20 protein-coding genes are annotated in these 26,894 nt (G+C 39.7%); 10 read left to right on the plus strand and 10 right to left on the minus strand.

Translation table 11 applies throughout. The features are described from left to right. Window positions 1-342 precede the first annotated feature (342 nt). On the minus strand, window positions 343-3,078 hold the full coding sequence (gene polA / locus LOS73_RS19615) for a DNA polymerase I (RefSeq protein ID WP_096792345.1): 2,736 nt from the start codon (window positions 3,076-3,078) through the stop codon (window positions 343-345). A gap of 523 nt (window positions 3,079-3,601) precedes the next feature. On the opposite strand from polA, the gene elbB reads away from it, so the two are divergent. The 3 genes from elbB to LOS73_RS19630 all read left to right on the plus strand — a co-directional run bounded on the left by elbB (window position 3,602) and on the right by LOS73_RS19630 (window position 7,608). After that, a complete protein-coding gene (gene elbB / locus LOS73_RS19620; protein WP_008137696.1) occupies window positions 3,602-4,249 on the plus strand; it encodes an isoprenoid biosynthesis glyoxalase ElbB in 648 nt (215 codons plus the stop codon). 231 nt (window positions 4,250-4,480) lie between these two features. After that, complete coding sequence (locus tag LOS73_RS19625; RefSeq protein WP_007377277.1) at window positions 4,481-4,876, plus strand: c-type cytochrome; 396 nt, start codon at window positions 4,481-4,483, stop codon at window positions 4,874-4,876. Between the two features lie 161 nt (window positions 4,877-5,037). Next, entirely contained in the window at window positions 5,038-7,608 is a 2,571-nt protein-coding gene (locus LOS73_RS19630) for a bifunctional diguanylate cyclase/phosphodiesterase (RefSeq protein ID WP_008137697.1), read from the plus strand. A 24-nt stretch (window positions 7,609-7,632) separates the two neighbouring features. Here the strand turns inward: LOS73_RS19630 and rep are convergent, their stop codons facing one another. Further along, entirely contained in the window at window positions 7,633-9,654 is a 2,022-nt protein-coding gene (gene rep, locus LOS73_RS19635; RefSeq protein WP_033028820.1) for a DNA helicase Rep, read from the minus strand. 161 nt (window positions 9,655-9,815) lie between these two features. On the opposite strand from rep, the gene ubiK reads away from it, so the two are divergent. After that, complete coding sequence (gene ubiK / locus LOS73_RS19640) at window positions 9,816-10,079, plus strand: ubiquinone biosynthesis accessory factor UbiK (protein WP_007377280.1); 264 nt, start codon at window positions 9,816-9,818, stop codon at window positions 10,077-10,079. A gap of 41 nt (window positions 10,080-10,120) precedes the next feature. Here the strand turns inward: ubiK and LOS73_RS19645 are convergent, their stop codons facing one another. From LOS73_RS19645 to ilvG, 8 genes are all read right to left on the minus strand, one after another. Further along, window positions 10,121-10,765: an NAD(P)H-binding protein gene (locus LOS73_RS19645; RefSeq protein WP_457934186.1), complete on the minus strand. Its 645-nt coding sequence runs from the start codon at window positions 10,763-10,765 to the stop codon at window positions 10,121-10,123. A gap of 4 nt (window positions 10,766-10,769) precedes the next feature. Beyond that, window positions 10,770-11,432 (minus strand): carbonate dehydratase, encoded by a 663-nt coding sequence (gene can, locus LOS73_RS19650; protein ID WP_007377282.1) that lies wholly within the window; start codon window positions 11,430-11,432, stop codon window positions 10,770-10,772. Between the two features lie 30 nt (window positions 11,433-11,462). Further along, entirely contained in the window at window positions 11,463-12,638 is a 1,176-nt protein-coding gene (locus tag LOS73_RS19655; RefSeq protein ID WP_008137704.1) for a methyltransferase, read from the minus strand. Window positions 12,639-12,700: 62 nt separating this feature from the next. Then, on the minus strand, window positions 12,701-13,735 hold the full coding sequence (locus LOS73_RS19660) for an ABC transporter substrate-binding protein (RefSeq protein WP_008137706.1): 1,035 nt from the start codon (window positions 13,733-13,735) through the stop codon (window positions 12,701-12,703). A 97-nt stretch (window positions 13,736-13,832) separates the two neighbouring features. Further along, the gene (gene ilvA / locus LOS73_RS19665) at window positions 13,833-15,386 is read right to left on the minus strand and encodes a threonine ammonia-lyase, biosynthetic (RefSeq protein ID WP_457934187.1); all 1,554 of its coding nucleotides are present in this window, start codon (window positions 15,384-15,386) and stop codon (window positions 13,833-13,835) included. Window positions 15,387-15,388: 2 nt separating this feature from the next. Then, window positions 15,389-17,245 carry a dihydroxy-acid dehydratase gene (gene ilvD, locus LOS73_RS19670; RefSeq protein WP_033016146.1) on the minus strand — a complete coding sequence of 619 codons (1,857 nt, stop codon included), beginning with the start codon at window positions 17,243-17,245 and terminating at the stop codon, window positions 15,389-15,391. Between the two features lie 103 nt (window positions 17,246-17,348). Then, the gene (gene ilvM / locus LOS73_RS19675) at window positions 17,349-17,594 is read right to left on the minus strand and encodes an acetolactate synthase 2 small subunit (RefSeq protein ID WP_010553831.1); all 246 of its coding nucleotides are present in this window, start codon (window positions 17,592-17,594) and stop codon (window positions 17,349-17,351) included. Next, entirely contained in the window at window positions 17,591-19,240 is a 1,650-nt protein-coding gene (gene ilvG / locus LOS73_RS19680) for an acetolactate synthase 2 catalytic subunit (protein WP_457934188.1), read from the minus strand. The genes ilvM and ilvG overlap by 4 nt, the downstream gene beginning before the upstream one ends. Window positions 19,241-19,793: 553 nt before the next feature. On the opposite strand from ilvG, the gene LOS73_RS19685 reads away from it, so the two are divergent. The 6 genes from LOS73_RS19685 (at window position 19,794) to LOS73_RS19710 (ending at window position 26,853) form a co-directional block, all read left to right on the plus strand. Next, window positions 19,794-21,464, plus strand: a complete 1,671-nt coding sequence (locus tag LOS73_RS19685; RefSeq protein ID WP_457934189.1) for a phosphoethanolamine transferase — start codon at window positions 19,794-19,796, stop codon at window positions 21,462-21,464. Beyond that, window positions 21,461-21,832, plus strand: a complete 372-nt coding sequence (locus LOS73_RS19690) for a diacylglycerol kinase (RefSeq protein ID WP_007582120.1) — start codon at window positions 21,461-21,463, stop codon at window positions 21,830-21,832. The genes LOS73_RS19685 and LOS73_RS19690 overlap by 4 nt, the downstream gene beginning before the upstream one ends. Then, the gene (locus tag LOS73_RS19695; protein ID WP_457934190.1) at window positions 21,823-23,769 is read left to right on the plus strand and encodes an LTA synthase family protein; all 1,947 of its coding nucleotides are present in this window, start codon (window positions 21,823-21,825) and stop codon (window positions 23,767-23,769) included. Before LOS73_RS19690 ends, LOS73_RS19695 begins: the two co-directional genes overlap by 10 nt. Window positions 23,770-23,832: 63 nt before the next feature. Beyond that, window positions 23,833-24,507, plus strand: coding sequence for a response regulator transcription factor (locus LOS73_RS19700; RefSeq protein WP_007377292.1), 675 nt, complete (start codon window positions 23,833-23,835; stop codon window positions 24,505-24,507). After that, window positions 24,488-25,924, plus strand: a complete 1,437-nt coding sequence (locus LOS73_RS19705; RefSeq protein WP_457934191.1) for a sensor histidine kinase — start codon at window positions 24,488-24,490, stop codon at window positions 25,922-25,924. Before LOS73_RS19700 ends, LOS73_RS19705 begins: the two co-directional genes overlap by 20 nt. A gap of 50 nt (window positions 25,925-25,974) precedes the next feature. Then, a complete protein-coding gene (locus tag LOS73_RS19710; protein ID WP_457934192.1) occupies window positions 25,975-26,853 on the plus strand; it encodes a TraB/GumN family protein in 879 nt (292 codons plus the stop codon). The last annotated feature ends 41 nt before the right edge of the window (window positions 26,854-26,894 follow it).

Below are 26,894 nucleotides of genomic sequence, written 5' to 3' on the forward strand. Positions count from 1 at the left end.
GCGTAAAACAAAAAACGGCCCACCAAACAAGTTGGTAGGCCGGTATAGCAAACTGGGGAGAAGCTATCAATTTGTTGCACCCTTTCAGATGCATCATCAACAGGATGTCCTACAGGATAGGACAGGCGGGACTTTAACAAAAGCACGCATTAAAATACAATCATATTCCTGTAAAACAGCTCGAATTGACGAACATATAACTATTTAATACAAATAGTTGCTTAAATTAACCTTATTTTAACTAAAGCTTGCATATAGCTAATTAAATAGCTGTTATTCGCCATTTTTATTAAACATAAAAAAAGCGCCAAAAGGCGCTTTAATTAAAATGCTCAAATTGCACTAATGAGCTTGTTCCCAGTTGTCACCTTCGTCGGCTTCAACAATAAGCGGCACATCAAGCGCTGCAGCTTGCGACATCAGTTCACAAATATGTTTTGTATATTCTGGTGCGCAGTCTGTTTTAATTTCAAATACTAATTCATCGTGTACTTGCATTAGTAGCTTAATCGTATTTGGCGCCTGTTCGTGTACCCAACGGTTAACACTCAGCATTGCTTTTTTAATAATATCGGCGGCAGTACCTTGCATTGGTGCGTTTATAGCAGCACGTTCGGCTCCTTTCCTGCGCGCGCCATTACGTGCGTTTATTTCTGGTAAATGTAGGCGGCGACCAAATATTGTTTCAACATAGCCATTTTCAGCTGCTTTTTCGCGTGTTGTTTCCATGTACTCTAATACACCTGGAAAACGCTCAAAGTATTTATCTATGTAATGCTGCGCTTCATGGCGTGGCACATCTAGTTGACGTGCTAAACCAAATGCCGACATACCATAAATTAAGCCAAAGTTTACTGCTTTCGCCTTGCGGCGCATATCGGTAGTTACATCATCAAGCTCTACACCAAATACTTCAGCGGCAGTTGCACTGTGTACATCTAAGCCGTTAGCAAATGCATTTAATAAACCTTTGTCTTGTGAAAGGTGCGCCATAATGCGCAGCTCAATTTGACTATAATCGGCAGCGACAATTTTATAACCATCTGCAGCTATAAACGCTTCACGAATTCGACGCCCTTCTTCTGAACGAATAGGAATATTTTGTAAATTAGGATCGGTTGAACTCAAGCGCCCCGTTGCAGTAATTGCCTGATGATAAGACGTATGTACACGCTGGGTTTTCTCATTCACCATTAATGGTAATTTATCGGTGTAAGTTGATTTAAGCTTTGATAAACCACGGTGCTCTATAATTACTTTAGGTAGTGGATAATCATGAGCAAGCTCTTGCAATACTTCTTCTGCGGTAGAAGGTGCACCTTTAGGTGTTTTTTTGATGATAGGCAGGCCAAGCTTTTCAAACAACAATACTTGTAGTTGCTTAGGAGAGCTTAAATTAAATGGTTCGCCTGCTATTTCAAATGCTTCTTTTTCAAGTTCAATTAAACGCTCGCCTAATCGTTGGCTGTGCGCTGCAAGCATATTGCTATCTATTGCTACACCGGTTCGTTCAATATCAGAAATCACACTAACAAGTGGCATTTCTATATCTTCGAATACAGATTTTAGCTTTTCATCAGCCGCTATTTTTGGCCAAAGCACTTCATGTAGGCGCAAAGTAATATCGGCATCTTCTGCAGCATAAGGCGCAGCTTTTTCAAGTTCAATTTGGTTGAAGGTAAGTTGCTTTTTACCTTTGCCAGCAATATCTTCAAAGCTAATATTTTTATGGCCTAGATATTTAAGTGCTAGCGAGTCCATATCATGGCGTGTACCCACACTATTAAATACGTATGACTCAAGCATGGTGTCAAACTTAATACCATTTAGCGCAAAACCTGCATTCGCTAATACACTTTTGTCGTATTTAAGGTTTTGCCCTACTTTAGCTTTGTTTTCATCGGCCAAAATTGGACCTAGCTTTTGCATTACAAATTCAAGGCTTAGTTGATCAGGCGCACCTGGGTAGTCATGCGCTAGAGGTAAATACACAGCTTCACCCGCTTTTACGGCAAAACTCATACCCACTAATTGCGCTTTCATGTAATCAAGGCTGGTAGTTTCTGTATCAAATGCAAATAACTCGGCACTATTTAATTGCTCTATTAACGTATCAAATTGCGCTTGCGTTAAAATAGTTTCGTAATGAGCATCTTCTACTTTTGGTAATTCAGTGGCTTCGGTAGGTACAGCTAGATGTGTTTCTGCATCTTTAGGGTTATCTAGCAACTCAGCTAACCAACGACGGAATTCGCACTCACCATATAGTGCAATTAATTCGTCTTTATTTGGCTCTTGTAGTTTGAACGTATCAAGATCTGATTCGACTTCAACATCGCACTTAATTGTTGCAAGCTCGTAGCTTAAAGGCAGATGATCGAGAGCTGCAGCTAACTTTTCACCTATTTTACCCTTGATCTCACTTGCGTGATCCATTACACCTTGCAACGAGCCATATTTTTCTAACCACTTAACCGCCGTTTTAGGCCCACAACCTTCAACACCAGGGATGTTATCGACCTTATCGCCCATTAATGCTAAGTAATCAATAATAAGTTCAGGACCTACACCAAACTTTTCAACCACAGTAAGGGGATCTGAAATACTGTCGGTCATCGTGTTTATGAGCGTAACGTGTTCATTTACAAGTTGCGCCATATCTTTATCACCAGTGGAGACGAGTACATGTCGTTTTTGCTCTGATGCTATACGTGCAAATGTGCCAATAACATCATCGGCTTCAACACCTTCGATGCTAATTAGCGGAAAACCCATCGCTTTGATAATACTGTGTATTGGTGCTATTTGTGTGCGTAAGTCATCCGGCATAGGCGGACGATTTGCCTTATACTCGCTATACATGTCGTTACGGAATGTTTTGCCTTTTGCATCAAATATAACCACCATGTGTGAGGGATCATATTGTCTGATCAAGCTTTTAAGCATGTTGATCACGCCGTAAATAGCGCCCGTAGCCTCACCTTTAGAATTAGTTAAATGCGGCGGAGAATGATAAGCACGAAATAAATATGACGAGCCATCAACTAAAATAAGTGGGTTTTCGGGGATCTGAGCCATGGTGAATTTGGATCCTAAATGCAAAAAATTAAGGTGATTGTAAGCATGCCATAAGGTAGGAAATAAAACGACTGTGAATTATCAATCATTGTCTCATTTCAACTTGAGCAAGCTGTGGATAAGTATGTAGATAACAGCCACAAAAAATTCCTCCAAAGCATAATACAATGCCTAGAAAATACTTTAACTACATGTTTTTATTTAAAAAAGATAATACGAGGTTCTTTTTTTATTCTTTTAGACCAATGTGGAAAAAGGTTTTTTAACGACTACATCCGCTGTTACTCACTTCGATTATAGTCATCCAACCCAATAACCGGACGAGTATTCTAGCATAATGGATCAAAGATCATAGCGATCCTTTATACTTTTTTTCATTAGCTATAATCACCAAAAGATATATACCGCATTACAACTTACCTAGCGTACAATTTTCACACTGAAATTAATTTAAATAGACAATTTAGTACATGTTAAACTTCAAACTATAAGCTTAATAAATTTAATTAAGGAATATAAAAGCATGAAAAAAGTAGCTGTAATATTAGCAGGAAGTGGCGTATACGATGGCAGTGAAATTAATGAAGTAGTTTTAACGCTATTACACATAGCCAAAAATGGCGGGGCTTATCAATGTTTTGCACCTGATATTGAGCAACTTCATACCATTAACCACTTAACAGGCGATGTTATGCCTGATAAACGCAATGTATTAACAGAAGCTGCTCGTATTGCACGGGGCGACATAAAATCCCTGATTGACCTAGATGTAGCTCAATTTGATGCGTTAATTGTACCTGGTGGTTTTGGTGCGGCTAAAAACTTATGCGACTTTGCAATTAAGGGCACAAAAGCAAATATCAATCAGGACGTACTTAATACTTGTAAAGCATTTGCTAAAGCAAAAAAACCTGCTGGGTATATGTGTATTGCACCCGCTTTGATCCCATTTATTTACGATAATGCCCAACTCACTATTGGTAACGATGTAGATACAGCACAAGCACTAAGCACATTAGGCGCCAAACATATTAACTGCGCAGTGGATGATGTAGTGATCGATGAAGCAAATAAGCTAGTTACCACTCCTGCTTACATGTTGGCACAATCGATTCTTGATGCGGATGCGGGGATCGCAAAACTAGTTACTAGCGTATTAACAATGAATTAATTTTGATCTTAAGATCTAAGAAGTTAATTATATGACTGATTACGCTTATTAAATTGCTCAACAAAAACAATAAATAATTAAATTTTATTGCGTTAACGCAAAAAGTAGTCAGTTTTATTAATAAAAACGTCTCTTAGCATTTTATAAATTGGCTCAGAGAGTTATAATCGGTTTAATTTCCGTCATCTATATCGTGATTGATCACGTTCAAATCGAAGTGAGCAAGGCAAAATGAAAAAATTAACAGCTGCTGCATTATTATTGCTAGCAACCACCGCATACGCACAGCCATATGATAACTCTATGACTGAAGATGCAATTAAAAAACGTCTCGCGCCGGTTGGTGCTGTGTATCTTGAAGGTGATAAAGCAGCTGTTGCTGCAGTACCTACAGGCCCACGTTCTGGTGAGCAAGTATATCAGGGTGCATGTTTTGCATGTCATGGCACTGGTGCACTAGGCGCGCCAAAGTCAGCTGACGATTGGGCTCCACGCATAGCTAAAGGTAAAGACACTTTACTTGGGCATGCAATTAATGGTTTTAATGCAATGCCGCCAAAAGGCACTTGTATGGATTGTTCTGATGATGAGATAAGCGCTGCAATCGATTTTATGACATCTAAATAAGTATTTGTAAAATAAAAAAGGTTTACCTATGGGTAAGCCTTTTTTAATACCTTTTTAACGCTTTTAGCGCCTTAATTAGGGTAATATCCACTTGACGATCGCCGCTAAAAATGAAATTATAAGGCTAATAACTATACAATAATAATAGTCGGTTAACGTCATTGGAAGATAAACTCTCAGCATCGAGTAAGTTAGCGTATCAAAACAAGCGCCTTAAAGTGCTACTCGAAAAGTACAAACAATCCCATCACCTACAAAATGCGCTGATCCAACTATCAGAGCAAGCTAGTACTGTTGCTGAGTTAACTCTGTTATATCCCGCTATCCATGACATTTTACAAAAATATGTGCCTAGTAAAAGTTTTTATGTCGTTTTATCGAACCAAGACACACAATCATTAGAGCTTTCTTACTTTTCAGATGAAAAAGATGGAATTGCAGTTGCACTCAACCAAACAAACAGCTTTGATGAAGGCGCGACTGGCTATGTATTTAAACAAGGCAAAACAACCTGTTTTACTAAGCAGCAAATGCAAGACGCAGCTGCAAAAGGTTTATTTAAAGCATTAGGCACCCCCGCCGAGCATTGGGTTGGCGTACCTGTTTATCAGGAAAGAAATATCATTGGTGTGCTCGCTGCACAAAGTTACGATACTCGAAAAGGTTACAGTGACCAGCAAATACAATTGCTTGAGGTTATGTCACTTTACTTAGCAACAGCAATAGAGCGTGTTAAAAAACGAGAGCTATTAGAATCAGAAGTTAAAATTCGTACCCGTGCACTCACTCAGAGTAATGACGCATTAAACCTAGAAATAGAGCAACGAAAACGCGCACTTCAACGTCAACAAATTCTATTTAAAATTTCAGAATTAGCGACTCAAGCTAAAAACCTTAACGATGCTTACGTTAAAATACATGAAATAATAAAAACAATTACCTATGCAGAAAATTTATATATTGCACTTTATGATAAAGAATCTGGCTGGATCAGCTTTCCTTATTGTGTTGATGAATTTAAAGATAATACGCAACCAAGACGCTTTGCTAAAGGCTATAGTGAGCTAGTTATAAGCACCGAAGAAACACAACTTATACATCCGTGCAGAGCAAAAAAATTAATAGAGAAAGGCGTAGTACAACGAGCTAAACCAGTAAAAAAAGAGCAAATGGCCACCAGTTGGTTGGGTGCTCCACTAAAGACCTCGCAAGGAGTTATGGGTTTAATTGTTTGCCAAGCCTATTACAACAAACATATTTTTAACCAAGATGATTGCGAACTTATCACCTTTGTATCGCATCAAATTGCAGCTGTATTGCAAACCAAACTAGCTAACCAAGCAATAAAAAAAAGCCACCAAGAGCTAGAGTTTCGGGTGAGCGAAAAAACGAAAGAGTTACGTCAAACTAATTTACATTTACAAATGCAAATGGAAGAGCGAAAAAAAATAGAACAGCAGCTTTATCATGATGCACATCATGACTCTCTCACTAGTTTGCCTAATCGTAGTTTATTTTTAACACAACTAGAAAAAACGCTACAACATTTTCAACGCTTTCCTGAACATCATTTTGCTGTGTTATTTATAGATTTAGACAAATTTAAAGATATAAACGACCAGTTAGGACATCATGCCGGTGATCAATTTTTAATTAGTGTCGCAGAGCTATTTTCTCAGTGCATACGCGAGCACGATTTACTTGCTCGCTTAGGCGGGGATGAATTTGTTATTTTATTAACGCATTTAACCGAGCCACAGCAAGCGGAAGACGTTGCAAATCGTATTATTGATTTAATGAAGAAACCATTTAGTTTAAAAGGTACCTCTCTTCAAAGCGGCGCGAGTATAGGAATAACCTACTCAAAGCACGACTATACACACACAGACGAAATTATTCGCGATGCTGATGCAGCTATGTATTATGCAAAAAATTCGGGCCGAAATCGCTACGAGTTATTTCATCCACTCTTGTCACAATCAGTATCACAGCAAGAATTACATATATTGCATCATTTAGATGCATTACCAATGAGCTTTAGAAGCTCAGAAATTATTACCTTAGATGAGCAACATCAATCTGAATCATTATTTGAAGCATTTGGTGAACACCCAATACTTGGTTTTACTAGCTTTGATATTTTGAAAAAGTTTGCATCCGACAAAGAACAGCATCTTGAGGTAGAATTACAGCTACTACAACGAGCTTATGCACAAGCGCTTGAAGCTAATGTAAGTATGGCACTTGTGCCCTGCTCTTGCCTGTTATTAGAGCCTCATGAATTTACTTTATTCACCGAAGTACTGAGCAAACAAATTGGCCAAAGCCAGCTTTGTCTATTATTTGATGAGCAAGAAATTCGCCATGCATGTGCTACACAACTCGAAAATCTAAAAAAACTTCCCCAGCTTGGCTACTCCATTGGATTAAACAATTTTGCTAGAGATAGATGTGAACTTAATTTATTAACCGACGTTAACTTCGACTATTTATTACTAAGTTCAACATTTAGCAAGCGTATTCTACAGCAGGAAAGCTATGATTTTCAGTTACAAGGCGTATTAGCAATAACTAAACTTAAAACAATAAAGGTAATAGCCAAGGGCCCATCAATACTCAACTTTAGAACATTATTAGATAAACACGGTTTAGCTTTTTTTGTCGGTAAACAACATTCTCTTGTTTGCGCTGAGCAATCTCCAACAAGCACAACGCAATCACAGCTCAGCTAAGAAATTACCCTTTATAGTAGTTAATTACTCAGGTTTTTTATTAAACATAGCCCGTAAATTAGCGACTCTTGCTTGGCCTTTTTCCATGCGCTCTGCTTGCGTATTTGGCGCCTTTTTGTTTTCGAACGCGAGATCGTCCTGCGGTAACTCTTGTACAAATCGGCTTAACTCAGTTTGTGAGGTTTCACCAAATTGACGACGAATTTTTGCATAAGTAAGTGTTAACTCCTGCTGTGCGCGAGTAATACCAACATAAGCTAAGCGGCGCTCTTCATCTACGTTGTCCTCATCAATACTGACCTGATGCGGAAGTAAGCCCTCTTCCATACCCACCATAAATACGTATGGGTACTCTAAGCCCTTTGATGCATGTAGTGTTGATAAGTGCACTGCATCAGTTTCATCTTCTTCTTCGTTACGCTCAAGCATATCGCGAAGGGTTAGCTTACTAACAACCTCAGCCAATGTCATTGGTTCGTTATCGGCATCACCGGTCAACATATCGGTGATCCAGCGATATAGCTCGGATACATTTTTCATGCGCATTTCAGCGGCTTTTGCGCTAGGGGACGACTCGTACAAATACGCCTCGTAGTTAATATTACGCACCAAGTCTTTAACTGCTTCAAGCGTGTCGCTTCGTACCGCGTTATCAGATAGCTCAACAACCCAACGAGCAAATCCAGCAAGCGCATTAAAGCCACGCCCTTTTAGTCTGTAGCCTAAATCGTTATCAAAGCAAGTAGCAAACAAGCTCGCATGTTTTTCGTTAGCTAATGTGCCAAGCTTTTCAAGGGTAACCGTACCTATTTCACGTCGTGGTGTATTTACGATACGTAAAAATGCATTGTCATCATCTTGATTAACTAGCAAACGTAAATACGCCATAATATCTTTAATTTCTGAGCGAGCAAAAAACGACATACCGCCACTAATTTTATAAGGGATACGGTTACTCATTAGTGATTTTTCAAAGCCACGCGCTTGATGATTACCACGATACAAAATAGCGTAGTCTTTATAGCTTGTGCGCTTCATAAACTTATGCGAGATTATTTCAGCAACTACGCGCTCAGATTCATGCTCTTCATCGCGACACCCTATTACTTTTATCGGTTCACCGTAACCTAGCTCACTAAATAGCTTTTTCTCTATATCGTGAGGGTTATTGGCAATTAAAATGTTAGCCGCTTTTAGTATTCGCCCTGCACTTCGATAATTTTGCTCAAGCTTTATTAGCCTAAGCCCTGGGTAGTCTTTACCTAATAACACTAAGTTTTGCGGACGTGCACCACGCCAAGAATAAATTGATTGGTCGTCATCACCTACCACGGTAAAACGGGCACGCTCGCCTACTAGCAATTTAACAAGTTGATATTGGCTCGTGTTGGTATCTTGATACTCATCCACCAACAAATATTTAAAGCGTTGCTGCCAACGCTCACGCGAAGTGGCATTATTAGTGAGTAACAAAGTAGGGATCATAATTAAATCATCAAAATCCAGTGCGTTATATGCACGTAGCTGATTTTGATAGCGAGCATAAAGCTGTGCAAACAAGGCTTTTTGCGCATCGCGCGCTTCACGTATTGCTTGCTCTGGCAGTACTAATTCGTTTTTCCAACTACCAATTTCCATTTTAAGTAGTTTGAGTAGGTCTTTGTCTTTTTTTAGTTCGTCTTCGGTGAGCTCACTAAGAAGCTGATTAGTATCTTGATCATCAAATAACGAAAAGCCAGGTTTAAACCCCAATGTGCTTAATTCTTTTTTTATTATTTCTAAACCGAGTGTATGAAACGTTGATACCCATAAACCTTTAGCATCTTGCTTACCGAGCGTTTGCAGTACTCGCTCACGCATTTCTTTAGCTGCTTTATTGGTAAAAGTAACGGCGGCTATATTTCGCGCTTTGTACTCACATTTTTTCACTAAATAAGCGATTTTATTCGTAATAACACGGGTTTTACCAGAGCCTGCGCCTGCGAGTACTAAGCATGGACCACTAATATATTTTACGGCTTCATCTTGTTTAGGATTGAGTTTCATAACGACCAAAGAAATTTAAAAGACGCGCAATTTTAACGTAACCATTACTGCGAGCATAGCAATTGCTTTAATTAATTAAGGTAAAGATGATCATGTGTTAAATACCGTGGGTATAAGGTAATATTAGTTATTATCATTTAGGCAATGCCGAAGGGACAAATATGATCAACCCAGCAAAACTTGAAGAAATTGCTAAGCAAATTACTAGCAATATGCCACAAGGTGTAAAAAACCTAGCAGACACACTCGAAGGTAAAACAAAGCAAGTTTTACAAAACAAGCTTGCTGAGATGGACTTTGTGAGCCGTGAAGAATTTGATGTGCAAAGCCAAGTACTTATTCGTACTCGCGAAAAGTTAACCGAACTTGAAGCTAAAGTTGCATTGCTTGAGCAACAACTTAGCACTGAGACTGATACTGAATAATTACAAAGGCAGCTTAGGCTGCCTTTTGCGTTTTACTAAGTTTATTCAAACAACTCATCAAGTACATAATAAGACAACTTAGCCTGCTGCGCTAAACTCACACTCAGCATTTTTTGCGCAACTTGCTCGCCAGTTATTGGTTTGTAACGCTTTAAAAATGGAAGTCGTGTAATAACAGGAAAAATAATACTGCCTATTTTTTCTGCCACTCTAAATTGCTCACGATCACCTAACAATAAAGACGGTTGAAAAATGCTTACTTTATCAAAAGCGAGTGCTTTTATATGCTGCTCAAGCTCACCCTTCATTTTTAAATAAGGGCTATTGCTGTGCGTGTTCGCCCCGCTTGATGACACTAAACAATAATGCGTAACGCCATTACATGCCGCTAACTGCGCCGCTATAAACTGATAATCAAAATCAACTTTACGCTGAGCTTGTATCGATCCAGCTTGCTTACGGGTGGTGCCCAAACACGAAAACAATACGTCACCTTTAAACAGCTCAACGTATTGAGTTAATTTTTCAAAATCAATAACATGATTAACTAGCTTTGCGTGTAAAATAGGCAAAGCCCGACGGCTCAACGTAACCACTTTGGTATAATGCTCGCTATTAAGTAGCTTATGGATCAACTCATTACCGACCAAACCTGTAGCACCAATTAATACCGCCGTTTTAGTCATGAATTTATTTACTCTCACCCACTTTATTAAGTACGTGTTGTACTGCTCTTTTATAGCTTTGCGTTTCTTCGCTCGCGCACGTCACTACAGATTCTAGATCATGAAGATGCCCGTTTTCTAAACCATACACCCAACCATGAACGCTTAGCTCTTGGCCACGCTCCCACGCATCTTGCACTATATTAGTACGGCATACATTACGTACTTGCTCTATTACATTTAGCTCAATAAGGCGGCTTAATCGTTCGCTTTCTGGCATTGCGTCAAGTTGTTCAAGGTGCTTTTCTTTTACATCCCCTACATGGCGTAGCCAGTTGTCAATAAAGCCAAACTTTGCATTGCTTAAAACGGCTTGTACGCCACCACAACCGTAATGCCCCACAACCATGATATGTTTTACTTTTAAAACCTCTACAGCGTACTGCATAACCGATAAACAGTTATGATCGGTATGTACAACCACGTTAGCAACGTTACGATGTACAAATAATTCGCCTGGTAGTAAATCAACTATTTGATTAGCAGGTACACGAGAGTCTGAGCAACCAATCCATAAATATTCAGGATTTTGTTGCATAGATAAAATTTTAAAAAACTCAGGATCTGCTTCACTTGTACGAGCAGCCCAACGTTTATTGTTATCGAATAAATTTTTTAACTTTCTCATTGCATCTCTTATTAAGTCGAGGGCGGAAATTTAGTGGATATTAGCAAGAATCAAAATATTGCGAGGCGTTAACTGCTTTTCACAAAACGTTTTAACGCTTACTTGATAGCCTTGCTGTTGCAAATATAAAGCACGATCGAGCACAAGCCAAACCTCAATTGCCCTTCTGAACACATGTCGAACCAGTTCAACGCGATCAGTTATTTTTTTTCGAGCCTGCCCAATAGATAAATATTTATTGTAATCAGTATCTTGAGGTATGTTTAGTGTCTTTTTTTCTGCTGCCCATCCGCAAAATGATTTAAACGAATCTGAGAATATAGCTTTATTAACCGAAGGAACACTTACGTAGTGTTGTTCGCCAGTAATCGACTTTCTTAGTGCATCAAAACCGAGTCGCCATTCTAGTTCTGTTTTGCGCACTTTTTCTAAACGAGAAGGCGCAGTAACAGTTTCTTGTAAAGCGAGCTTTAAATCGCGGTGTGTTAGGTTTAGTCCACTTTGTTTTGCAACCTCACTCATTGCAAGGTATTCATTAGCCGTAAATAAATGATAACAACAAGGTGAAAAACTAATTTGTTGTACTTTTGCTAAACTTGCTTGGCGCATAAATGTTTGGTGTAAACCTCCACATGCGTGAAGTGCTACAGCATGCATATCTGTATTAAAAAATTGAGTGATATCGTCTTTTAATACATTTGCTTGGCTAAAGTGCATTACCAAGCCTTGTTGCTGTACACTTTTTTGTCCTTGCTCGCATAAGCTTTGTTGCAGTTCAATACTATGCACATTACTTGCGCCATTAAACGCAAGCATTCGCCCTAAGTGCCCTTTACCGGCGCACCATTCTAAAACTGGTTGCTTAGTATTAGGTAGTGCAGATACAAAATCTTTTAACTGCTCAAATTTACGGCCTTTAATGCCGTTACTCAGCCAAAAAGGATAATCAACTTTCGCGTGTGCGGTGCTAGGTAATTCGCATAAATTAGCGAGCTCATCAAGTTGGTTTATATGATTGCTAAAAAATTGATATAGTTTATCTTGATCATTATCAAGTGCGATTACTTGATCATCCGTTAGATTATTGAGTGTGTCTTGCAGATCTCCCCAAGGAATCGCGTCAAAATCAAACGCAGTGCACTGCCAATAATGACGATTACGCATGAGTAATGAATCAAGTGCAAAAAATTGTTCCGCTAAAGTCATAACTGCTTAAAGTATAAAAAAGACAATTAATTATACCAGCTCGATGAACTCTCATTAAGTGGTTATTTTTTGCTGAATATTAAACGTAAATACAGAGGAATAGAAACAATACTAATAATCATCGCAGCAATTAACATCCACGATAACTGCACTTTTTCGGGTTCTTGATATTTATATATAAAATTCGCTTTCACCTCATCAAATTCATTTTGCTCAATTGCATATAGATCAGCAATTAAACGCCATTTTGCTATCGACATATGCCCTAAACTGGTCGTGGGTGGCGTTATATAATCCCTTAGTACTTCGGCCTCAAAAGCGAGCTGATGAAAACTTTTACTCGGTGCATATCTTTGCTGGGTTACCGCAATAGCTTCATCCATATTCATCATTGCATAGCGCCAGCCTTTTAGGCTTGCTTGATAAAACTTTTCCACCGTTTGCGGATTTTTTTTAAGCATACTTTCGCTGGTAAATAAAATATCTCCATATACATCCATACCATAACGCTGTGGGCATATAAGCCGGTGAGATACGCCTTGCTGAGTCATGTAGTACGGCTGGTTAGTAACATACACTTGCATAGCATCTAGCTTGTTTTCAATCCAAGCCTGATCTGGATTTTCGCCATCGTAAAGTTTGAGTTTACCGACATCAACGCCACTGCGTTTAAGCATAATAAGTAGTTCGGTGCCATCATTTTTGCTCACCGCAGTGATACGTTTATTAACAAAGTCACGTGGATGAAAAATATCAGACGTGTCTTTAACCATCCAGCAGTAAGGTGAAAACTGTAATAAGGCAGCCATAGCAACAAGAGGTTGTCCATTAATACGTTGCTGTAAAATACCTGAATGTCCGACACCAAACTGTGCTTCTCCATTGGCAACAGGACCAAAAGTATCAGGCATCATTGGATTAGCTGGTTTTATAGTTACATCAAGGCCTGCTTCATTATAAAAGCCTTTTTGCTCTGCCATATAATAACCGGCAAACTGAAACTGATGCGTCCATTTTAGCTGTAATGTAACTGATTCTTGCGCCACTATGTGACTACAAAAAAAACACAATACAAAAATTAATCCTTTTAATAGCAACCAAGTGCCCTCAAAAAGTATGACGATTACCTGTAACTATATGTAAAATTTGCGATAAAGCAAGCACCCTAGTTAGGTGCCTGCCTTTAAAGAAGGACTATACTGAGGCGAGTTTTTCGGCTTTTTCTGCTTGCGGCTTTGATGTTAAAAATTGGCTAAAGCACGGATTTTGTGTTTCATCTTGTACACTGTAACCTAAACGGTTTAAGTGCTCGTTAAACATCTCATACTGACTTGGCTCAATAGCAAAACCTGCCAGTACATTCCCCATCGAACCACCGTGATTACGATAATGAAATAAGGTAATGTTCCAATTACTACCTAAAGTATCTAAAAAGCGTGCAAGCGCACCTGGATATTCAGGAAATTCAAAGCGAAGTAAGCGCTCATGTAATTGCTCTGGTGCTTTTCCGCCAACCATATAGCGCACATGTAATTTAGCGAGTTCGTTATCCGACAGGTCGCAAAATTGGTAATCATTATTTGTTAAGTCTTGCTTTAGCTCATTAAGCTCTTGCTCGCCTTGGCGCAGGGCAATACCTACAAATATTTGTGCTTCACCAGGTCCTGCATAACGGTAGTTAAACTCAGTAATAGCACGGCCACCTAAAGAAGCACAAAACTGTTTAAAACTGCCTTTTTCTTCTTTAATAGTAACCGCTAATAACGCTTCGTTTTTTTCACCCAGCGCAGTGCGCTCTGCTACATAACGCAGGCGATCAAAGTTTAAATTAGCACCCGAAAGCACAGCCGCTAAATGTAACCCTTTTAACCCTGACTGTTGGCTCCACTTTTTAAGCCCTGCCGTTGCAAGTGCACCTGAAGGCTCTGCAATTGCACGGGTAGATACAAAAATATCCTGCATGGCAGCACATATTTCGTCGCTGGTAACGGTTATAACTTCATCACAAAACTTTTGCGCTAAGCGAAATGTTTCAGTGCCAATAATTTTAACCGCTACGCCATCGGCAAAACTGCCAACGCGATCAAGCTCTACCGGTTTACCGGCTTTAAGTGCCGCTTGTAAACATGCACTTTCATCGGCTTCTACGCCAATTACTTTTATATCTGGACGCAGCGATTTAATATAAACCGCCATACCAGCAAGTAAGCCACCGCCGCCAACAGGAATAAACACAGCATCAAGCTCGTTTAATTGCTGCATTAACTCGCGCGCCACAGTACCTTGACCAACAATGACGTCAGGGTCATCAAATGGTGGAACAAATATACCGTTTCGTTGCTCTGTAAGCTCAAGCGCATGTGCTTTTGCGGCATCAAAATGATGCCCATGTAGCACAACTTCACCGCCAAGCGCGCGTACCGCGCTTACTTTTATTTCAGGCGTTGTTACTGGCATTACAATTGTAGCTTGATGCCCTAAGTGAAAAGCACTTAGTGCAACCCCTTGAGCATGATTACCCGCAGAAGCAGTAATCACCACTGAGCCTTTAGGTAATTTATTTAATTTGTTATACGCACCGCGTAATTTAAATGAATACACGGGCTGTTGGTCTTCACGCTTTAACCAAACATGGTTACCTAATTTAGCACCAAGCTCAGCCATTTCGCTGACCTCGGTAACTTTAGCCAAAGGCTCCATGTTTGCTTGAATAATAGCGCGAAAATAATCGAGCTCTTGAGAGACCATAATTAACTAAGCGCCTCCAATTTAGCTAAGTCACGCACTGCGCCTTTATCAGCACTTGTTGCAAGTAATGCATAAGCCTTTAAAGCAGACGATACATAGCGCTCACGATCAACTGGTTTGTACGCCAGTTTTCCGCGTGCTAATTGTTTTTGTTTACGTGCTTCAAGCTCTTCATCACTTAACGCTAACGTAATTTCACGGGTTGCGATATCAATAATGATTTTGTCGCCATTTTCAACATAAGCAATTGCACCACCACTTGCTGCCTCTGGTGACACATGACCAATTGATAAACCCGAAGTACCACCCGAAAAGCGACCATCAGTAATAAGTGCACATTTTTCAGCTAGGCCTTTTGATTTTAAGTAGCTAGTTGGGTATAGCATTTCTTGCATACCTGGCCCGCCTCTAGGCCCTTCATAACGAATAACAACAACATCACCGGCTTTTACTTCGTTATTTAAAATCCCTTCTACTGAATCATCTTGTGATTCGTATACAATGGCGGTGCCTTCAAAATGTAGCATTTCATCAACTACGCCAGCACTTTTTACAACACAACCATCAACAGCTAGATTACCCGAAAGCACAGCTAAACCACCGTCTTGGCGAAAAGCGTGTTCAACGCTTCGAATACACCCATTCACACGGTCATTATCGCCCTCGTCCCAACGACACTCTTGGCTCATTGCTTTAGTTGTACGAATGCCCGCAGGACCCGCACGGTAAAATTTGCGCGCCGCTTCGTTAGTAGGATCTGTTGCATCCCATTTTTTAACAAGCTCGGCCATAGTTGACCCAGCGACATGATTAACCGACATATCAACTAAGCCCGCTTTACCAAGCTCGCGTACAACTGCCATCATGCCACCAGCACGATGTACATCTTCAATATGATACTCTGGTGTTGCTGGTGCCACTTTACATAAAAACGGTGTTTTACGAGAAAGCGCATCAATGTGCGACATATCAAAATCAACGCCCGCTTCTTGCGCTGCAGCAAGTAAATGCAATACCGTATTTGACGAGCCACCCATTGCAATATCAACAACCATTGCATTCATAAAGGCTGTTTTGTTAGCAATAGCACGTGGCAATACATCTTGATTATCTTTTTGGTAATACTCACGACATAAATCAACAATACGAGCCCCCGCTTCAACATAAAGTTGTTTACGGTCTTTATGAGTCGCAAGCGTCGTGCCGTTACCCGGAAGTGCTAAACCTATTGCCTCTAACAAACAGTTCATTGAGTTTGCAGTAAACATGCCTGAACACGAACCACATGTTGGACACGCAGAGCGCTCTACTTGTTCTGAATCTGCATCACTTACCGATTCATCTGCGCCTTTAACCATGGCATCGACTAAATCAAGTTTAATGTCGATGTTAGCAAGTTTAGTTTTACCCGCTTCCATTGGGCCGCCCGATACAAATATTACCGGTATGTTTAAACGTAGCGCTGCAAGCATCATCCCAGGAGTGATTTTGTCGCAGTTTGAAATACAAATCATCGCATCGGCGCAGTGACCATTTACCATGTATTCAACCGAGTCAGCAATTAAATCGCGTGACGGCAGCGAATAAAGCATACCGCCGTGTCCCATCGCAATACCATCATCAATCGCAATGGTATTAAATTCTTTAGGAACGCCACCGGCTTGGGTTATCGTCTCACCCATAAGCTCACTAAGCTGATTAAGGTGTACATGCCCAGGTACAAATTGTGTAAACGAGTTAACTACGGCAATAATCGGTTTACCAAAATCAGAGTCTGTCATACCTGTTGCGCGCCATAATGCTCTTGCGCCTGCACGTTTACGTCCTTCAGTTGTTGTTGCACTTCTTAATTTAGCCATAGTTACCTCAGTTTTTGCCGCAATATAAGCGGGCATTCCTCATTCTAAAATTGGTGAATAACCGAGTGACTCAGTTACTCGTAAATTATTTTGTAATTCGTAATTACACAGCCTGTTGGTGCTGTAAATTTTGTAAAGTGACTTCTTTTACATCCACCAGCTTGTTTAGCTGGCTGGTTAATAGATGAATAGGTTTATCACTATCTACCGTCATGGCTACGTTGTATAAGCCATCATCCATATTGAGCTGAAAATGCGTTAGGTTAAAACCACGATGACGCACCACTCGTAAAAAGCGCTCTACCGCTATACTTTGGCTTTTTAATGCAATAGTTAGGCTGTGTTTCATTTTGCTTTCTCCGTCATCATTTCGTCGTTAGCAGCCCCAGGTGGTACAAGTGGCCAAACATTTTCTTTATCATCAATACAGGCATGTACTATGTACGGGCCTTTGCTGTTAATTAATGCTGTAATAGCATCATCAACTTGGCTCGCGTGGGTAATCGTTTGCCCTGGAATACCAAATACAGCAGCTAGTTGCACAAAGTCTGGGTTATCCGACAGGTTAGTTTCAGAGTAACGTCCTTCAAAAAACAGTTCCTGCCATTGGCGAACCATACCCAAGCGCTGGTTATCTAAAATTAATATTTTTACAGGTAAATTATTACGGCGAATCGTGGCCAATTCTTGAATATTCATCATTATTGAGCCATCGCCCGATACAGTGATAACAAAGTCATCAGGGCGTGCTACTTGCGCGCCAATAGCCGCAGGTAAACCAAAGCCCATTGTGCCTGCACCACCACTACTTAAATGATTACTCGGGTGAGTAAACTTCATGTGTTGTGCTACCCACATTTGATGCTGACCCACATCGCAGCACACAACCCCTGTATTTGGCATGCGTTGGCTTAGTTGGTTTAATAAGTACGGTGCAAAAACCTTCTCACCTGGGTAGTCGTAACGCCACGCATGCTTAATATTCATTTCTTTATTTGTGTCACACCACGCTTTAGGGGTTACAAAGCACTCAAGTGCGGGTAGCGACGTTTTTAAATCAGCAATTAATGAAGCTTTAGCAGGTTTTCGCTTACCGACTTCAGCAGCATCGATATCTAAATGGATTACTTTAGCTTTAGCTGCAAATTTAGCTAAGTTACCTGTTACACGGTCATCAAAGCGCGCCCCTATACATACAAGTACATCACATTCTTGTACTGCGATATTAGCAGCTTGACCACCATGCATACCCAACATACCTAAGTAATGTTCGTAATCTGGTAACACACTACCCAACGCTTTAAGTGTTGATACAGCTGGCATCTGCGTTTTATTTAAAAATTGCATTAGCTCGTCTTGCGCATCAGCGGCTTGTACACCACCACCTACATACGCTACAGGCTGTTTAGCCTCACTCAACAATTGATTAGCAATAGCAACTTGCTTTAAATCTAACTCTGGTAAGTATTCATCAGCTGCTAGCCAAGGTTTAAAAGGGACTTGCGCCATTTGAATATCTTTTGGGATATCGACAAGTACAGGGCCTGGTCGGCCGCTTTGCGCTAAATGAATCGCTTCTTGTAATATCTCTGCTAAGTCTTCAGCTCGTTCTACCATGTAGCTGTGCTTAGTACACGAAAGCGACATACCTAGTACATCTATTTCTTGAAACGCATCTGAACCAATAGCTGCAGTAGGCACTTGGCCAGTGATCGCCAATAATGGTACTGAGTCCATCATCGCATCAGCAAGAGCGGTTATTAAATTAGTTGCACCTGGGCCCGATGTTGCAAAACATACGCCTAATTTACGTGTGCTGCGAGCATAACCAACTGCTGCAAACCCTGCACCTTGCTCATGGCGAGTTAGGTAGTGTTTGACTGGCGCGCCATACAGCGCATCGTAAATTGGCATAATAGCTCCGCCTGGGTAGCCAAATACTTCATTTACGCCGTGTTTGGCCAATAAGTCGATTGTTAGTTCTGCGCCTGTCATTAATAAACCCTCATTCCTCAGTGACAACCCAATTACATTTTTACGCTAAAAACTTTGCCCTTAAAACTAAAAAGCCCTCCGAACGGTTAAGTGCGGAGGGCTTTTTTAATGCTTAAGTTTTTAAAGCACTACGAAGCCCTCGCGGGAATAATCACCACGATAATAATCAGGACTAGGTTAAGTGCGTTTGTAAGCATGTAATTAATACCAAATTTTGTTCAATTATCGCGAAGGTTATTCCTTCGCTCTCTTTTTATATTAGTACCGCGCTAGGCCCTTTAAGTCAACACCAAAGTTAATCTAACAAAAAGACTAAAAGGCAATTTATCAGGTTTTAAAATTCATTATACAAGCTGGTAGTGGTTTTTTTATGCTCTAATTTTAATCTCAGAAATTCACTATTCTTATATCCCTTATTTAAGGTTTGATTAATTTTTGAGAATATTTTTATAAATAAAATTATTTATCACCTTCAGGTAATGCGTAGGTTCTCTTAAGCGACTCTTAAGTGTTGTTGCATAGCATGGCGTTGTTATTTTAAACGAGCCTAAATATGAACGTAATTAGTCAAACACCAGCACAAAAAAAGCCAAATCGTAGTAAGCGGTTTTACATTCACTGTAGTGCAAATGCCTTTGTAGTGATAATTGCCTGTTATTACTGTTTAGTTATAAACATTCCTTTTATTCAAGGTTCGTTTAGCGCCATCACCTCCCTTGCATCTTTTTCATGGCTATTTTTACTTTCAGTGCCACTGCTTTTGTTATGCCTTTTAATTATTTTCTTTTCAATAGTGTCGGTCAGGTGGTTACTAAAACCAATTAACTACCTTTTACTGATAATTTCGAGTGCCGTACTTTACGGCTCATTAAATTACGGCGTCGTGTTTGACTATTCGATGATTCAAAACACGTTTGAAACAGACTCAAGTGAAGCGTTGAGCTATTTAAATCCGCAGCTCATAGCCTTTCTACTACTGTTTTGTGCGCTACCTGTTTTTATATTAAGCAAAGTAAAAATACACTTTACCCGCCCTCACCAAGAAGCAATTAGTCGTATAAAACTTATTGTAGCGTGCTGCTCACTAATTGCTTTAGTGGTCGTAAACTTTTACGCCGACTACGCAGCCACTGGCCGCAATAACCGCATCTTGAAAAAAGAACTCATCCCATTTCAGTATCTCTCTAGCGGTTATAAATATATGCGCGATCAGCTGCTGTATACCAATATGGAGTTTAAAGATATAGATGCAACACCTACCTTAATTGCGCCTAACACCACCAGCGTAACAGTTATGGTTGTTGGCGAAACCGCACGAGCAGAAAACTTTGCTTATCAAGGTTATAAGCGCAACACCAACCCTTATACACAAAAGTATAATGTGACGTATTTTAATAATGTGGCGTCTTGTGGCACAGCTACTGCAGTGTCTGTGCCGTGTATGTTTTCACTGCAAACACAAGATAACTTTGATCGATTAGCAGCCGACAACCAACAAAACCTGGTTGACTTAGCACAACAAGCTGGCAGCGACGTACTGTGGGTTGATAACAACAGCGGCTGTAAAAACGTATGCACCCGTGTTGTTAACATTGATATCCCAACCACCCCATCAGCGCTTTGCGATGGAAAATATTGTTTTGATGAAGCACTTCTTGCTCCACTTAAGCGCAAACTCGCTAATTTAAACCAAGCTAATACCGTTATCGTCCTACACATGATGGGCTCACACGGACCAACCTACTTTAAACGCTACCCAGAAAAATTTAAGCGATTTACGCCCACGTGCGACAGAAGCGACATTCAAAACTGTTCACTCGATGAATTAGTTAATACCTACGACAACACAATTGCGTACAGCGACTTTGTTAACGCCCAGGTAATTGAGCAATTAAAAGCGCTGCCAAACAATATAGATAAGCAGTTTTTATATGTCTCTGATCATGGTGAATCACTTGGCGAAGCCGGGGCTTATTTACATGGTTTTCCGTATAGCTTTGCACCTAGCACACAAACGCACGTTCCTCTTTATATGTGGGCTGATGAGCATAACCAGCGCATTACTAATACCTGTTTAGCTAATTTAGACACCCGCGCTGCGCGCTCACACAACAATATTTTTCACACCCTTTTAAATTTAATTGGCATTAAGAGCAAAACGTATCAGGCATCGCTTGATTTACTTGCTAGCTGCCAAACAACACCAAGCGAAATAAAACTATGAGTAATAAAACCGTCATAAAACGCCAAGGCTTAATGCGCCTTATTTTTACCTTAAGCCATTCTTTTAACGGCTTAAAATGGATGAGTCGATTTGAAGCGGCGTTTCAACAAGAGCTAGCACTGTTTTCATTATTGGGTGTGTTTGTATGGCTACAAGAAATTGCACTAAGGGATAAATTACTGCTTATAGCCAGCCTGCTTTTTGTATTGTTTGCTGAGCTGGTAAATACGGCAGTTGAGGTTGTAGTTGATAGAATTGGCAGTGAATACCATGAGCTTTCGGGGCTAGCTAAAGATATAGCCTCTGCAAGCGTGTTTATAGCTATGCTAATTGCCGCTCTTATTTGGTGGGCTGTGTTATGGGCATAAAGCTAACTTTTATACCTAAAATACAAAATGCACTTGGCCCTGTATGGGTTTTTGTTGTATTTACTGTTTTGGCACTGAGCTTTTTAACACTTGCTCGCTTTGGATTAAGTGTATGGCAAGGGGAGCGTGTATTTGGATCGCATGCGTGGTTGTCTATATTTATAGGTGGGTTAAGAGTTGATTTAGCCACTCTAAGCTACATTATTATGCCCACATTACTACTTACTTTACTGATGCAAAGCGTAGGTTGGCAAAATAAAGTACGCGGCCTCATTAAAATTTATTTAGTGACGATGTCTGCTTTACTTGTTTTTTTTGAAGTGATTACGCCTACGTTTATAAACGAGTACGATTTACGCCCAAACCGCTTATTTATAGAATATTTAATTTACCCTAAAGAAGTCTCAAAAATGATTTTTTCAGGCTATAAGTTAGAAGTATTTATTGTTGTTATAGCACTTGTTTTAAGCTGTAAATTTGCAAGTAAAGTATTTAGCAATCAATGGCAAAGCAAGTCATCACTAACAGGTTTAAATCAATCAATTTTAGCGCTTGTTTTAGTATGCTTAACTATTTTGGGCGCCCGCAACTCATTAGGGCACAGACCACTTAACCCCGCCATGGTCTCGTTTTCTACTGATCACTTACTTAACGACTTAACCCTTAACTCCCTTTATAGCGTCGCATTTGCAGTTAAGCAACTTTCTAATGAGCAATCAAGCCAAGACTATTACGGTAAAATGCCCACCGATGAATTGCTTAGTATTGTGCGCAGTAACATGCAAAACACGCAAGGCACATTTAGTGATGTAACCGCCCCTACAAAAACGTTTCATGGCGCAAGTAATACTAGTAAACCCAAAAATCTAGTCATTATTTTACAAGAAAGTTTAGGTGCTCGTTATGTAGGCACGCTTGGCGGTTTACCGCTTACACCTAATATAGACGCCCTTTATAAACAAGGCTGGGGGTTTGATAATTTATACGCCACGGGTACACGTTCAGTACGTGGAATTGAGGCGGTAATTACAGGATTTACACCAACGCCTTCGCGTGCAGTTGTTAAGCTTGATAAATCACAACGTGACTTTTTTACCATTGCTGATTTTTTAGCGAAGCAAAATTACAACACGCAGTTTATTTATGGTGGCGAAAGCCATTTTGATAACATGCGCAGCTTCTTTTTAGGCAACGGTTTTAAAAGTATCGTAGATACAAATAACTTTAAAAAAATAGACTTTAATGGCTCGTGGGGCGCATCAGACGAAGACTTGTACGACCAGGCCGACATAGAACTTACTAAGCTTAAAAATCAAAAAAAACCCTTTTTTAGCCTTATATTTTCAAGCTCTAATCATAGCCCGTATGACTTTCCTGACGATAAAATAACGCTGTACGATAAACAAAAACAAACCCGTAATAATGCTGCCAAGTATGCCGATTACGCACTAGGCACCTTTATCGAAAAAGCTAAAAAATCGAGCTACTGGGATGATACTGTATTTATAGTTATTGCCGATCACGACTCGCGCGTATCGGGTTCAAATTTAGTACCGGTGGATCACTTTAAAATTCCGGCCGTTATTTTTGGAAAAGGTATTACCCATAAACGAGATAGCCAACTAGCCAGCCAGCTCGATATTCCTGTTACTCTACTGTCTTTAATTGGCGCAAGTGGTAAGCACCCAATGATAGGTCATGATTTATCAAAGCCAATTAGCGACAACAAACAACGCGCAATGATGCAATACGACAAAAACTTTGCCTACATGCACGATAATAAAGTGGTGGTGTTACAACCACAAAAACCAGCAACCACCTATACGTATAGCAATAACCAGCTTGTACCATGTGAAAATGATGAGCAACTAGTTAGAAAAGCCCTAGCCCACGCGAACTTGGGTAATTTAGCCTACACAAATGGTTGGTATCATTAACCAAGTGACTTGATAATAAAGCCTTGTTAAAGTAACAAGGCTATTTTTATAAACCGAGTAAACATGAAAATCCTCGTTATTGAAGACTCTGAAGCACTAAGACGCAGCTTGCAAGTTGGCCTTAGCAACCTTGGTTTTACCGTAGATGAAACTGGTGATGGCTCAGAAGGGTTGAGTATGGCACTGAGTGGAAACTACGACCTCCTCGTACTTGATTTAATGCTACCGAGCGTTGATGGCATGAGTATTTTACAAGCACTGCGCAGCAGTAATAGCCAAAGCCGTGTGCTAATTTTATCGGCACGAAGTGAGCCTCAAGATAAAATTAACGGCCTTATGAAAGGCGCTGACGATTATTTAACTAAGCCATTTTCGTTTGAAGAACTCCATGCTCGTGTCCTTGCATTACTTCGTCGTGGTTCACTGCAAAACCAACAAAATACCCTAACCGTAGGTGATTGCGTATTAGATCTCTCCCTTAAAACTCTTCACTACAAGCAACATGCTATTGAGCTCACGCGTAATGAATACAAAATAATAGAATGCTTATTTAACGCCCCAGAGCGAGTATTGGGGCTTGAACTTATAAGTGAAGCGGTGGTAGGTCAGTTTGATATGCTCTCTAAAAATGCGCTTGAAGCACACATCTCAACTATACGTAAAAAAGTAAGACAGTTTGATGGCGAGCTCCCGATAAAAAATAAACGTGGATTTGGTTATGTCGCAACAACAAAATAAAAATCACTCAATAAAACGTAAACTCGTTAATAATATTAGCGCTGTGATCTCAGTTATTTTGTTCACCATATTTTTAACCGTTGATTTAAGTGTTGATACTTGGGTGGAAGATCAGTTCAATCAGTCTTTAACTAATAAAGCTAACTACTTAAAAACCTTAGTTGAAGATGACAACAACGTGGTTGAATTTGATTTTGCTGGTGAGTTTATGTCGGAATATGAAGCAGCCGATGCCACGGAGTTTTACCAATTATGGCATGGCCGTGATGTGTTTGAGCGCTCGGACTCATTAGCGCTTTATGAAAATGCTAACCTGCCTTTTTTAGAAATGCCGATAAACGAATCTAAAATTATAGATTACGAGCTTCCTAACGGGCGTGATGGTCGCGCACTTATAAGTCACTTTGTAGCCCAAAAAGATGATAGAAACCCCACTCACTCTGCTGTTTTTAATACCATGACGCTTGCAATTGCAGCGCCCACCTCTGAGCTTAATAAAGTACTGATTATTATTGATGTGGTCTTTATTTTAACCTGTGTACTTGGTGTGTTTGGTGTGCGCTATTTAGTGACACGTATTGTAAATAAAGGCCTGCACCCTCTACACAATTTAAACGACCAAATTAAGTTACTCGATATTACCGGTGTTGCGCAAACAATAGAAAGCGACTTTAAAGTAGAAGAAATAGAACCTATACGTAACGAGCTAAATAAGTTTATTACCGTTAATCAGCAACTCTATAGTAATGAAAAACGCCTAACAAGCGACATTGCACACGAGCTTAAAACCCCAATAGCTGAACTCATAAGCCTCTCAGAGGTGGCTATTCGCTACCCTGACGATAAACGCATTAGCGACACCTATACCAGTGATGTGCTTAATATTTCACAGCGTATGAAAACGATTGTTAGCAACCTCTTATTATTGCAGCGCTCAAGTAGTAGTGCTATGCAATTGGATGCACAAAATATCATGCTAAATAACTTAGTAAATCAAATTATTGATGAGCTGACCTTTAAGCATCCAAGTATTAAAACGCGTTTAAATAACGAAATAAGTGACGAGATTACACTTAATGCTGACGAATTTAGTTTAAATACCATTTTATGTAACTTAATCGATAACGCACTATTTTATGGACTCCCTGAGGCACCAATTAAATTAACTGCCGTAAATAACAGCACAAACATGACTATCTCTGTTAGTAACAAAATAAATAAACCACTAAGTAGTGAACAGCTCACTGCTATTTTTGACCCGCTCTATCAGCTAGATTCATCTAGAACTAATAACCAGCGCCATGGTTTAGGATTATCAATTGTACAGAGCTTATGTAACTTAAATGGCTTTACTATTACGGCCAGTAATACCGAAAACAATACGCTAACGTTTATATTAACGTTACCTCTGAAGTAAATTTAGGTTAGTATTTACACTACTAACCTTCTAGATTTTAAGGACAAACCATGAATGCTCTTACCCGTGTTAGCCACTTTTTTATTGTGGCATTACTTATAACATTTAGCTTTAACAGTTATGCAGCTCCTGCCTTATATAAAATAGAAAAAAATGGCGTTAGCTCTTACTTATTTGGCACTGTACACGTTGGTGATGCCAGCATGAAAGGCTTACCTAACAATGTAACCGATGCAATTAGTGCAAGCAAAGAAGTGATTGTTGAAGTTGATATAAGCAAACTTACTCCACTTGAAATGCAGCAGCGTTCAATGCCATTTATGATGCTAAGTGACGGTAAAACATTACAAACTGAGCTTTCAAAGCAAAATTATACCAAGCTAAAAGATTACTTTGCTAAAAAGTCGATTGATATTGCTATGTTTAATGGCTTAAAGCCTTGGGCTGTTATGGTGACTATGATGCAAATTGAATTTCAAAATGCAGGATATTCAGATAAAACCGGCATAGACAAGCAAGTACTTGCTTACGCTAAAGAACATAAAATAAAAATTGGTGAGCTTGAAACCCTAGAGCAACAACTACAAATGTTTGATGGTATGGCGCTATTAAGCAATGAAATGATTGAAGAAACCTTTGAGCAACTAGCCGATATTAATACTTACTTTATCAAGTTAGTTAATGCATGGAAAAGCGGTGACATGGACACACTAACCGATTACTACAACATGAGTTTTGATGACAGTAATTACGGTGAAATTAGCGAGCAAGTAATGCTAACTAACCGCAATAATAATTGGGTTAAACAACTCACACCGCGTTTAGCAAACGAGCAGCTATTTATTGCTGTAGGCGCTCTGCATTTACCTGAAAAACACGGGTTACTTAAACAGCTTCGAGATAAAGGCTTTAGCGTTACTCGTCTTTAAAATAAAAATGGGTTGAGTGAATTCTCGCTCAACCTTTCTCT

Source organism: Pseudoalteromonas sp. SCSIO 43210 (assembly GCF_054133285.1).